The organism is Bacillus sp. ISL-35, from assembly GCF_018613355.1.
Taxonomy (GTDB): Bacteria; Bacillota; Bacilli; order Bacillales; family Cytobacillaceae; genus Mesobacillus.
Map to the genome: position 1 here is coordinate 135,125 of NZ_JAGGQK010000020.1, position 12,780 is coordinate 147,904.

Genomic DNA, 12,780 nt, shown 5'->3' on the forward strand with positions numbered 1-12,780 from the left:
GTATTGGAAGGTGTTATCGTGTCTGAGTTAGGAATTATTTTAAAGGAAGCCCGTGAAGCAAAAGGCCTCAGCCTGGACGAACTGCAGTCCATCACGAAAATTCAAAAACGTTATCTCCTCGGCATTGAAGAGGGCAACTATTCAATGATGCCAGGTAAATTCTATGTGCGGGCATTCATCAAACAATATGCCGAAGCAGTGGGCCTTGATCCGGACGAGCTTTTTGAACAGCATAAATCCGAAATCCCATCTACATACAACGAAGAGTTGCCAGAACAGCTTTCCCGTGTCCAATCGAGGAAAAGTCTTTCACCAGAAACTTCTAAGGTTCTGAATGTACTTCCAAAAATATTGATTGTCATCTTCATTATTGGTGCGATTGCCCTTGTGTGGTATTTGATTGTCAAGAACGCAGGCGATGACGCCGGACAGACTGCGAATACCAATAAGAGTCAGCCGATCGTTGAAGAACCTGCAGGAAGCGCAGATGATTCCGCTGATGAAGGGACAAGCGAATCCGATGCCCCTGCTGAAGAAAAGCCTGCTGAAGAAGAAGCAAAGCCTGAAACCCCTGAACAGGAGCTTACAGTCGCTTCGAACACTGGCAGCAATACGGTTTACGAACTGAAAAATACCGATAAGTTTGTCGTTAAGATTGTGTCTCTTGGACAAACCTGGGTTGGCGTTTCCAATGGGTCTGGGAAATCCATTTTCCAGGAAACGCTCGTTAAAGGCAAAAACGAAAGCCGGACAGAAGATTTGACCAGTGAAACAGAGGCAGTTATCAATGTCGGACGTGCACCTGAGACAGAAATTTACGTTAACGACCAGAAGCTAGAGTATGCCGTTTCGCCGGAACAAGATATGACACAGTTGATTACGATCAAGTTTGTAAAATAGAACATAAATTGCAGATGATTAGAGACTGCTGCAACAAAAATGCCCGTATGGACGTTTGTTTATACGGGCTATACTATTAGTGCTAAGCTTAAGAGCTTGGCGAGACTGATCTAGCTCTAGGCATATTTAATGTCGTTTTTTACATATTGGATATAATGAAGAAGTCAGCCAAATGGCTGTGTAATTAACATCTGGAGGAATAGGATATGAATTTGCCAAATAAAATTACGGTCTCACGCATTTTATTGATTCCGTTATTCTTGATTGTGATGGTTGTTCCATTTTCCTGGGGCGAGATTGCCCTGCTTGGAACGACAATGCCGGTTACTCATTTAGTAGGAGCGCTGATCTATATTTTCGCCTCTGTTACAGACTGGGTAGATGGGTATCTTGCACGAAAACATAACCTCGTTACGAATCTTGGGAAATTCCTTGACCCGCTGGCGGATAAACTGCTGGTCTCATCGGCACTGATCGTGCTTGTTGAACTTGGTTATGCCCCAGCATGGATTGTCATCGTGATCATCAGCAGGGAGTTTGCTGTGACAGGACTTCGTTTATTGCTTGCAGGAGGCGGCGAGGTTGTTGCTGCCAAGATGCCAGGGAAAATCAAAATGTGGGCTCAAACAGTCGCGATTTCCGCTTTGTTACTGCATAATATCATTTTTGAAGCTTTCTCCATCCCGTTTGCTGATATCGCCTTATGGGTGGCGATGTTCTTTACAATCTGGTCTGGATGGGACTACTTCGCAAAGAACAAGCAAATATTCAGCAATTCTAAATAATTGATTTGCCAGGAGGATGTCAAATGAATGCAGAAATCATAGCAGTTGGGTCTGAACTGCTTCTCGGGCAAATTGTCAATACGAATGCGAGGTTCCTGTCGAGGCAGCTTGCAGACTTAGGAATCAATGTATTCTATCACACGGTTGTCGGGGATAATTCGGATAGACTGAAAAGTGCAATCAGGATTGCCCAGGAACGTGCAGAATTGATTATTTTTACGGGTGGCCTTGGGCCCACTAAAGATGATCTCACTAAAGATACGATAGCCGCTCAGCTAGGAAAGAAATTGGTGCTTGATGAGGAAGCTATGAATTCGATCGAGCTCTATTTTGAAAAAACGAAGAGGGTAATGACTGAGAATAACAGGAAGCAGGCTCTAGTGATCGACGGTTCCATGATCCTTAAAAACGAAAATGGCATGGCTCCGGGTATGTTCCTGTCAACAGCAGACCACAAATATATGTTGTTGCCAGGCCCTCCTTCTGAAATGGAGCCCATGTTCCTGAAATATGGACAAGCAGCCATTACTGGCATAAATGGCAGCCAGGCAAGGATTGAATCAAGAGTCCTCCGCTTCTTTGGAATAGGTGAGGCAGCATTGGAAGCACAAATAGAGGATTTGATCGATCAGCAAAGCAACCCGACTATTGCCCCGCTGGCAGGTGACGGGGAAGTCACTCTGAGGCTTACGGCAAGAGATGATGCTAACGGCACTGCCCAGGAATTAATTGATAAAGTGGAAGCGGAAATCATGGACAGAGTCGGTGAGTACTTTTATGGTTACGACGAAACCTCGCTAATATTGGAACTTTCCAAACTATTAAAAACCAAGAACTTGACGATATCAGCAGCCGAAAGCCTGACAGGCGGTTTGTTCCAGCAGGAATTGACCTCTGTTTCCGGAGCTAGCAGCTTTTTCAAGGGCGGGATTGTCTGCTATTCGAATGAGGCTAAAATAGGGCTTGTGAACGTCAGCCCTGCTACAATAGAAAACTTCGGTGCTGTCAGCAAAGAATGTGCGGAAGAGCTGGCGGTCAATATTGCATCGGTTTCCAATTCGGATATTGGCTTAAGCTTCACCGGAGTGGCAGGCCCTGACTCCCTTGAAGGGCATCCGGCAGGAACTGTTTTCATTGGTGTACATGTAAAAGGCAAGCCAGTCCATGTAGAAAAATTGAGCCTGAGCGGGTCACGAACGGCCATCAGGAGCAGATCAGTAAAGTTTGGCTGCCAGCTGCTAATTCATAGATTATCAGAAACACGGAAGTGATTTGCTTCCGTGTTTTTTTTTATTTGTCCTGATTGCTGGCGCACTTAATAGGCAGATTTCTTGCCAAATTCGTGTTTTAAAGGGTATATTCCTACTCAAAACTAGTAAAAAAGCTGTTGAAAATTCAATTTTAATGATTATTCCTGCTTCAAAAAAAACGAATAAATGTTCGATTTTTTAATGGACAAACCGCATGGAAAAAGGTATAGTAATAGTAGGCTTTAAATAAGAGATTTGCGGACAGGCAGCATGCTGGTTCGTTTTTATATAAAAGGAGGAAGATTGAGTGAGTGATCGTCAAACGGCGTTAGATATGGCATTAAAACAAATCGAAAAGCAATTTGGTAAAGGTTCGGTTATGAAGTTGGGTGAGAAGACTGACACTAAGGTTTCTACATCTCCAAGTGGTTCCCTTGCGCTGGATGTAGCACTAGGAATAGGCGGCTATCCTCGCGGACGTGTTATTGAGATCTATGGACCTGAAAGTTCAGGTAAAACAACTGTTGCGCTTCATGCAATTGCCGAAGTGCAGGCTAATGGCGGCCAGGCAGCGTTCATTGACGCTGAACACGCACTGGATCCTGTATATGCACAGAAACTCGGTGTAAACATTGACGAACTACTTCTGTCACAGCCGGACACAGGAGAGCAGGCCTTGGAAATCGCGGAAGCTCTTGTACGAAGCGGAGCGATTGATATCATTGTTATTGACTCTGTTGCAGCTCTTGTCCCTAAGGCTGAAATCGAAGGTGAGATGGGCGATTCCCACGTCGGCCTTCAGGCTCGCTTGATGTCTCAGGCACTGCGCAAACTTTCCGGTGCAATCAACAAATCGAAGACTCTTGCCATCTTCATCAACCAGATTCGTGAAAAAGTTGGCGTTATGTTCGGTAACCCTGAAACTACACCAGGCGGCCGTGCTTTGAAGTTCTACTCAAGTGTCCGTCTTGAAGTACGCCGTGCTGAAACATTGAAGCAGGGTAATGAAATGGTCGGTAACAAAACAAAGATTAAAGTTGTCAAGAACAAGGTTGCTCCGCCGTTCCGTACAGCTGAAGTGGATATCATGTACGGCGAAGGGATTTCCAAAGAAGGGGAAATCATCGATATTGGTTCAGAGCTTGATATCGTCGACAAGAGCGGTTCTTGGTATTCCTATAATGGTGAGCGTCTTGGACAGGGAAGGGAAAACGCAAAGATCTTCCTTAAAGAAAACCCGTCCATCCGTCTTGAAATCCAGAAAAAGATCCGTGACCACTACGGCCTTGATGGTGAATTCACTGTGACTGAAACAGACGAAGACCAGGAAGAACTTCAACTGGATTAATAGATTCACAATAAGGATCAGCAAGGTCTCCTGAATGACAGGAGGCCTTTTTGGTATGGATTCTCACTAAAAATAAGAATTGAATGAATAATTAATCAAAATCGATGGTATCCTTATCGGACAAACCCTTGACAATAAAATTTGGCAGCTTTACAATTAAAAATGTATATTTTACATTTTCATGGTATTAAAAACGTTTAAAAGCATTAGAGCTGTATGTTGATGCTTGTAACAATGTACATGCCGACACTTTAAAAAACGTAACACAAGTTCATAGCAAGAGGAGGTGAAAATGATGGATCTAATTATTTCAATCATCTCCATTTTGCTTGGCCTATTCGTCGGTGCAGTTGTTGGCTATTTTTATCGTAAATCCGTTGCGGAAGCAAAAATTGCAGGTGCCAAAAACGCCGCAGAACAAATTGTTGAAGATGCGAAGCGTGGAGCAGAGGCAATGAAGAAGGAAGCCCTGCTGGAGGCTAAGGATGAAAATCACAAACTGCGTACTGAAGCAGAGCGTGAGATTCGTGAACGAAGAAATGAACTGCAAAAACAAGAAAATCGTTTATTGCAAAAAGAGGAGAATCTTGATCGTAAAGATGAATCGTTGAACAAACGTGAGAATCTTTTAGAGAAAAAAGATGACGCTCTTACCAAAAGACAACAGCATATTGAAGAGATGGAAAGCAAAGTGGACGAGATGGTACGAAATCAGCAGGCTGAACTGGAACGCATCTCGAGCTTAACGCGTGATGAGGCTAAATCCATCATTTTGGAGCGTACGGAGCAAGAACTTGCTCACGACATTGCATTAATGATTAAGGAAAACGAAAACAGGGCGAAAGAAGAATCCGATAAGAAAGCGAAAGAAGTACTTTCACTTGCCATCCAAAGATGCGCAGCTGACCATGTCGCTGAAACGACTGTGTCAGTCGTGAATCTTCCGAATGATGAAATGAAGGGACGCATTATCGGACGTGAGGGACGGAATATCCGCACCCTGGAAACGTTGACGGGAATTGACCTCATAATTGATGATACTCCGGAAGCGGTTATATTATCCGGATTTGACCCAATCAGACGTGAAACAGCCCGATTAGCTCTTGAAAAGCTTGTCCAGGATGGACGTATTCATCCGGCCCGAATCGAAGAAATGGTTGAAAAGGCACGCCGTGAAGTGGATGAACATATTCGTGAGGTTGGTGAACAGACGACCTTCGAAGTGGGAGTACACGGGCTGCACCCAGACCTGATCAAGATTCTTGGCCGCTTGAAGTATCGTACAAGCTACGGACAGAATGTTCTTAAACATTCAATGGAAGTAGCCCAATTGTCCGGATTACTTGCTGCAGAGCTAGGTGAAGATGAAACTTTGGCTCGCCGTGCAGGACTCCTGCATGACATCGGAAAGGCAATTGACCATGAAGTAGAAGGCAGCCACGTTGAAATTGGCGTGGAGCTGGCTACGAAGTACAAGGAACATCCTGTTGTCATCAACAGTATTGCTTCCCACCATGGTGATACAGAGCCTACTTCGATCATCGCAGTTCTAGTTGCTGCTGCTGATGCATTATCAGCTGCAAGGCCAGGTGCCCGCAGCGAAGCACTTGAAAACTATATCCGCCGTCTTGAAAGACTGGAAGAAATCTCGGAATCCTATGAAGGAGTCGAGAAGTCATTCGCCATTCAGGCGGGAAGAGAAATCAGGATCATGGTTAGACCAGATCAGATCGATGACTTGCAGGCACACCGCCTCGCTCGTGATATCCGCAAGAAAATCGAGGAAGAGCTCGATTACCCAGGGCATATCAAGGTTACAGTCATCCGTGAAACACGTGCAGTTGAATACGCAAAATAAAGCGGTGCTTAGGCGCCGCTTTTTATATTGTGGCCACTTTACTGGTTTTCCTCTGATCACGATGTTATGATACAATTTTTACATAAATAACTTAAAGGCAGGAATGAAGATCAATGAGAATTTTATTTGTAGGGGATGTTGTAGGTTCTCCTGGCAGGGATATGGTTACCGAATACCTGCCAAAGCTTAAGGGGAAGTTTCGTCCGACTGTTACAATCATAAATGGAGAGAATGCAGCGAGCGGTAAAGGAATAACCGAGAAGATTTACCGGCAGTTTCTCGAGCAGGGTGCACAGGCTGTCACTTTAGGAAACCATGCATGGGATAACCGTGAAATTTTTGAGTTCATTGAGGGAGCTAAATATCTGGTAAGGCCTGCTAATTTTCCGGAGGAAGTTCCTGGAAAAGGGATTGTTTATTTAAAGATTAACCAAGAAGAACTGGCTATCATCAATTTGCAGGGCCGTACATTCTTGGCGCCAATTGATTGCCCATTTAAAAAAGCGGATGAACTGATTGAGGAAGCGAGAAAGCGCACCTCCCTCATTTTTGTCGACTTCCATGCAGAAGCAACTAGCGAAAAACAGGCGATGGGCTGGTATCTTGATGGCAAAGTTTCCGCTGTTGTCGGTACGCATACACATGTCCAGACTGCAGATGAGAGAATTTTGCCTTCCGGGACAGCTTATTTGACTGATGTAGGCATGACAGGTCCGTATGATGGTATTTTAGGAGTCGAAAAAGAAGCAGTGCTCAGAAGGTTCATGACAAGCCTCCCAACCCGTTTTGAAGTCGCCAAGGACGGAAGGAACCAGCTATCAGCAGTATTGATCGATTTGGATAAGAAGACTGGCAAAGCGGTGAAGATCCAGAAAATCCTTATCAATGACGACCACCCCTTTTATGAATAAGACATCAGAGTGACGATCCTTTTGACTGCAGACAAACTCATGCGAGTTTTTCTGCAGTCTTTATTATGCGCTGAATTGGTTATTTGGAGACGGATCAAATTGGGATAAAGATGTCCTTGCGAAGAGGGAAGAGTCTTAATGAGGGTACCATTCCGGCCGAGAGATACCCTTCTGAAGAGGGAAGAATGCACATAAGGGCACCATTCGCGTCGAGAGATACCCTTATGAAGGGGAAAGTGTGCGGATAAGGGCACCATTCGCGCAGAGAGATACCCTTATGAAGAGAAAAGAGTGCACATAAGGGCACCATTCACGCCGAGAGATACCCTTATGAAGAGGGAAGAGCAAGCATAAGGGTACCATTCGCGTCGAGAGATACCCTTATGAAGGGGGAAGTGTGCGGATAAGGGCACCATTAGCGCAGAGAGATACCCTTATGAAGAGAAAAGAGCAAGCATAAGGGTACCATTCGCGTCGAGAGATACCCTTATGAAGGGGAAAGTGTGCGCATAAGGGTACCATTCCGCCTGAGAGATACCCTTATGAAGAGGGAAGAGCAAGCATAAGGGTACCATTCGCGTCGAGAGATACCCTTATGAAGGGGGAAGTGTGCGGATAAGGGTACCATTCGCGTCGAGAGATACCCTTATGAAGGGGGAAGTGTGCGGATAAGGGCACCATTCCCCACGAGAGATACCCTTATGAAGAAAAAAGAGTGCACATAAGGGTACCATTCACGCCGAGAGATACCCTTATGAAGGGGGAAGAGCAAGCATAAGGGTACCATTCGCGTCGAGAGATACCCTTATGAAGGGAGAAGTGTGCGGATAAGGGCACCATTCCCAACGAGAGCCTTATGAAGAGAAAAGAGTGCACATAAGGGCACCATTCACGCCGAGAGATACCCTTATGAAGGGGAAAGTGTGCGCATAAGGGTACCATTCACGCCGAGAGATACCCTTATGAAGGGGAAAGTGTGCGCAAAAGGGCACCATTCCCCACGAGAGATACCCTTATGAAGCCAAAGAATACGCAAAAGGCCACGAATCCGACCGAAAAGCATCTTCACGGAGAGCCAACCAGGTTCAGAATGGGAGTTACCAAAATTCCATCTTTAATTAAATCAGCTATAAAAACAGAATCTTCATCATCAATAACATTGCTTTTTTTAACTGAAGGTCATATGTGGGCTTCCTCCTGAATATAGTAGCAGTGGAACAGACTAACCTGGATGTCCACGCTGGGCATCCGGTACGGGACAAAATAAGGAGGAGCCAGGAATGGAGATATTAAAAGTTTCAGCAAAATCTAATCCTAATTCTGTAGCTGGTGCGCTTGCTGGAGTACTGCGCGAAAGAGGGGGCGCAGAAATTCAGGCAATTGGGGCGGGTGCATTAAATCAGGCCGTTAAGGCAGTAGCGATCGCAAGAGGGTTCGTAGCACCCAGCGGCGTTGATTTAATTTGCATCCCGGCATTTACTGATATCCTGATTGATGGCGAAGAGCGGACAGCCATTAAATTGATTGTTGAACCCCGATAATGTAAAAACCAAACATATAAGACATTGTTGATATACTCGCCTGTTTGCATGTGCAAGCAGGTTTCTTTTATTTTCTTGTATAATAGGCACAAGGGGGAGTTCTTTTGAAAATCTATGATGGTCATTGTGATGTTCTCTATAAACTATTAATGGACCCGACACTTGATTATGTAAATGCATCGGAATTACAGGTAAATTTGGAAAAGTTAAAAGCTTCGGGAACGAAAGTCCAGTTGTTCGCCATATATGTACCCGAATCTGTTCATCCTGATTTAAAGTTTGAGGCAGCGCTTAGGATGGTGGACTTGTTTTACGAAAAGGTTCTATCGCCGAATCCTCAAATGAAGCTGGTGACAAACAGGGCAGAGATTAGGGGTCTTGCTGAACATGAGATAGGTGCCGTTCTTACCCTTGAAGGCTGTGATGCCATTGGCCAGGATATGTTAAAATTGCGCACTCTTATAAGGCTTGGAGTACGTTCAGTAGGATTGACGTGGAACTTTGGAAATTATTGCGCCGATGGGGCTTTAGAGGAACGGGGTGCAGGGCTGACAAAATTTGGCCGGCAGGTTGTCCAGCTGTTGAATGAAACGGAAACAGCCTGTGATGTCTCCCATCTATCTGAGAGGGCATTCTGGGATGTGCTGGAAGTATCAGACCGTGTGTTTGCTTCTCACTCAAACAGCTATACGAAATGCCAGCATCCGCGGAACTTGAGGGATGATCAAATCAAAGCGCTGATCGACCTGGATTCTGTCATGGGTCTCACCTTTGTGCCGGAATTTTTATCAGGTAAAAAGGACTCAGCATCGATCGATAATATAATCCGCCATCTGGAACATATCTGTACTCTCGGAGGAGAAAATCATGTCGGCTTCGGTTCCGATTTTGACGGTATTGAATTTACGGTGAAGAATCTATCGGGAAATGATCAATATGAGAACCTTTGGAACGAATTGCAAAAATATTATTCTGATATACAAGTCAGAAAGTTCCTTTTTGACAATATGGCTTCCAAACTTCCATTGCAAAACGGCTGAAATCAATAGATACAACAGGATTCACTCCGTGGAAAAAAGGGTCAGATAGCAGGAAACGTAAAATATTTTAACAAATAAAAAAATATTCATATTTTCGTCAATAATTATTCTGAAAGGGTTGCTTTTTTTTTCACATAGGTCTAGAATTGTAAGCGTTTAGTACCATCCATTTACTAGATTTGACAGGGGTTTTTTAAGAGATATCCATTAAATTCTAGTGAATTACTTGGAAAAGTGCTACACTTAATAACGAAGCGTTTTTACATATTTTTTTACGTATCTAAAGGGGTGTAAGAGATGATCAATCAACTTTCATGGAAAGTTGGCGGACAGCAGGGAGAAGGAATTGAATCTACCGGGGAAATTTTCTCTATTGCATTGAACCGTCTAGGCTACTACTTGTATGGCTACCGTCACTTTTCATCACGTATCAAGGGCGGACACACAAATAACAAGATTCGGGTAAGCACTACAGAGGTTCGATCTATTTCTGACGATTTAGATATTCTTGTAGCTTTCGATCAGGAAACGATCGATGTTAACTACAAGGAACTGCATGAGAAAGGCGTCATTTTAGCTGATGCGAAGTTTGACCCTAAAAAGCCAGAAGATACTCAAGCTGCATTGTATGCGGTTCCATTTACGGAAATGGCTACAGAACTTGGAACATCTCTTATGAAGAACATGGTCGCGATTGGTGCGACAAGTGCAATCCTTGACCTGGATATCCAGGTTTTCGAGGAAGTCGTCCAGGAAATCTTCGGACGCAAAGGACAACAGGTAGTCGATAAAAACATGGAAGCCATTAAAGCTGGCTACGAATATACGAAGGAAAAACTGGCTGGCGCAGAAACCATGCAGCTTGAGAAGGCTGATGGACAGAAACGCCTGTTCATGATCGGGAATGACGCGATCGCAATGGGAGCAGTTGCAGGAGGCTGCCGTTTCATGGCTGCATATCCGATCACACCGGCTTCAGAAATCATGGAATACCTGATCAAGAAGCTGCCTGCTCTTGGCGGTACGGTCATCCAGACAGAAGATGAAATCGCTGCTGCTACAATGGCAATCGGTGCCAACTATGGCGGTGTCCGCGCGATTACCGCATCTGCTGGTCCTGGCCTTTCACTGAAAATGGAAGCAATCGGCCTTGCCGGAATCACTGAAACTCCGATCGTTATCGTTGATACACAGCGTGGCGGTCCATCAACAGGTCTTCCTACGAAACAGGAACAATCAGACCTTATGGCAATGATCTATGGAACACACGGCGAAATCCCTAAGATTGTCATGGCTCCAAGTACGGTCCAGGAAGCATTCTATGATGCAGCTGAAGCATTCAACCTTGCTGAAGAGTATCAGTGCCCTGTTATCGTCTTGACCGACCTTCAGCTTTCACTTGGAAAGCAAACAGTCGAGCCGCTTAACTTTGATAAAGTGGAGATCCGCCGAGGCAAGCTGGCGACAGAAGAACTTCCTGAAATTGAGAACAAAGGGTACTTCAAGCGTTATGAAGTAACTGAAGATGGTGTTTCACCTCGTGTCATTCCAGGCATGAAAAACGGAATCCACCACGTTACAGGTGTTGAGCATGACGAAACAGGTAAGCCTTCAGAATCTGCAGCGAACCGCATTGCCCAAATGGATAAGCGTTTCCGCAAAATCAGCAATCTGAAGTTCGATACGCCAATCCATAAAAATGCTCCGCATGAAGAAGCTGATCTCTTAATCGTAGGTTTCAACTCTACTAGAGGTGCAATCGAAGAGGCAATGGGAAGACTGGAAAAGGATGGTTTGAAAGTTAACCATGCTCATGTACGTTTGATCCACCCATTCCCGGCTGAGGAAATGATGCAGCTTGTAAATTCTGCTAAGAAAGTGGCAGTTATTGAAAACAATGCGACTGGACAACTTGCGAACATCATGAAGATGAATGTCGGAGGACATGAGAAGATCCACAAGATCCTCAAGTACGACGGAAATCCATTCTTGCCGCAGGAAGTCCACACAAAATGCAAGGAGTTGTTCTAGGATGGCGACTTTTAAAGAATTTCGCAATAATGTAAAACCAAACTGGTGCCCAGGCTGCGGCGACTTCTCTGTGCAGGCTGCCATGCAGCGCGCTGCTGCTAACGTTGGCCTTGAGCCCGAAGACCTGGCTGTCATTTCAGGTATTGGCTGTTCTGGCCGTATCTCTGGATATATCAATTCTTATGGTTTCCACGGAATTCATGGCCGTTCACTTCCAATCGCACAAGGTGTGAAAATGGCGAACCGTGATTTAACGGTTATCGCTTCAGGTGGTGACGGGGACGGTTTCGCGATCGGAATGGGACATACTGTCCATGCGATCCGCCGTAACATCAATATCACTTACATTGTCATGGATAACCAGATTTATGGTCTGACAAAGGGACAAACTTCTCCGCGTTCGGCTGCTGGATTCAAGACAAAATCAACTCCAGCAGGTTCAATCGAGCAGGCTATTTCCCCTATGGAACTGGCTTTGACAGCTGGCGCTACTTTCGTGGCACAAAGCTTCTCGACTGACCTTAAGGACTTGACTGCGCTTATCGAAGCTGGAATAAAGCATGAAGGTTTCTCATTAATCAACGTATTCAGCCCTTGTGTAACTTACAACAAGGTAAACACATACGACTGGTTCAAGGAAAACTTGACAAAGCTAAGCGACATTGAAGGCTATGATCCGTCAAATCGTGAAGCGGCGATGCAGACCTTGATGGAACATAAAGGATTGGTTACAGGCCTAATCTATCAAAATACAGAGCAAAAATCTTATCAGGATCTGGTTAGCGGTTATTCCGAAACTCCGCTTTCAAAAGCAGACCTTAAGCTTGACCAGGCTCATTTTGATAAGCTGGTTGCTGAATTCATGTAATAAATCTGCACGATTGAAATAAACCCCAATCATCAATGGATTGGGGTTTTATTTTTCTAGGGGGTATAAAGCTGAGTAGTGATTAGTATCACTACTATAATGTAAGTTATAAGGTAATATGATTGAGTCGGCTTTTTTTACCGTGCATGCTGTATTTCCATTGCATGCTATTGTTTTCATTGATTCAAGAGTTTATACTATTATAATGTGTATATTTAATAATTTCAGGGTAAACTATCGCCCTTTTT

Annotated in this window: 10 protein-coding genes; all 10 read left to right on the top strand. The window is 44.5% G+C overall.

The genetic code is table 11. From position 1 onward, the window contains the following. Window positions 1-18 precede the first annotated feature (18 nt). The 10 genes from J7E38_RS20880 (at window position 19) to J7E38_RS20925 (ending at window position 12,532) form a co-directional block, all read left to right on the top strand. The gene (locus J7E38_RS20880) at window positions 19-900 is read left to right on the top strand and encodes a helix-turn-helix domain-containing protein (RefSeq protein ID WP_214704167.1); all 882 of its coding nucleotides are present in this window, start codon (window positions 19-21) and stop codon (window positions 898-900) included. A gap of 206 nt (window positions 901-1,106) precedes the next feature. Next, entirely contained in the window at window positions 1,107-1,685 is a 579-nt protein-coding gene (gene pgsA / locus J7E38_RS20885) for a CDP-diacylglycerol--glycerol-3-phosphate 3-phosphatidyltransferase (RefSeq protein WP_144474939.1), read from the top strand. 23 nt (window positions 1,686-1,708) lie between these two features. After that, on the top strand, window positions 1,709-2,956 hold the full coding sequence (locus J7E38_RS20890; RefSeq protein ID WP_214704169.1) for a competence/damage-inducible protein A: 1,248 nt from the start codon (window positions 1,709-1,711) through the stop codon (window positions 2,954-2,956). Window positions 2,957-3,242: 286 nt separating this feature from the next. After that, on the top strand, window positions 3,243-4,283 hold the full coding sequence (recA, locus tag J7E38_RS20895; RefSeq protein WP_214704171.1) for a recombinase RecA: 1,041 nt from the start codon (window positions 3,243-3,245) through the stop codon (window positions 4,281-4,283). A gap of 295 nt (window positions 4,284-4,578) precedes the next feature. After that, window positions 4,579-6,141, top strand: coding sequence for a ribonuclease Y (rny, locus tag J7E38_RS20900; protein WP_214704292.1), 1,563 nt, complete (start codon window positions 4,579-4,581; stop codon window positions 6,139-6,141). Window positions 6,142-6,254: 113 nt separating this feature from the next. After that, window positions 6,255-7,052, top strand: coding sequence for a TIGR00282 family metallophosphoesterase (locus J7E38_RS20905; protein ID WP_214704172.1), 798 nt, complete (start codon window positions 6,255-6,257; stop codon window positions 7,050-7,052). A gap of 1,280 nt (window positions 7,053-8,332) precedes the next feature. Then, window positions 8,333-8,593 (top strand): stage V sporulation protein SpoVS, encoded by a 261-nt coding sequence (spoVS, locus tag J7E38_RS20910; RefSeq protein ID WP_010193268.1) that lies wholly within the window; start codon window positions 8,333-8,335, stop codon window positions 8,591-8,593. Between the two features lie 104 nt (window positions 8,594-8,697). Then, window positions 8,698-9,633 carry a dipeptidase gene (locus J7E38_RS20915; RefSeq protein ID WP_214704173.1) on the top strand — a complete coding sequence of 312 codons (936 nt, stop codon included), beginning with the start codon at window positions 8,698-8,700 and terminating at the stop codon, window positions 9,631-9,633. A 297-nt stretch (window positions 9,634-9,930) separates the two neighbouring features. Continuing rightward, a complete protein-coding gene (locus J7E38_RS20920) occupies window positions 9,931-11,664 on the top strand; it encodes a 2-oxoacid:acceptor oxidoreductase subunit alpha (protein ID WP_214704174.1) in 1,734 nt (577 codons plus the stop codon). A gap of 1 nt (window position 11,665) precedes the next feature. Further along, window positions 11,666-12,532, top strand: coding sequence for a 2-oxoacid:ferredoxin oxidoreductase subunit beta (locus tag J7E38_RS20925; protein WP_144474945.1), 867 nt, complete (start codon window positions 11,666-11,668; stop codon window positions 12,530-12,532). Window positions 12,533-12,780 lie beyond the last annotated feature (248 nt).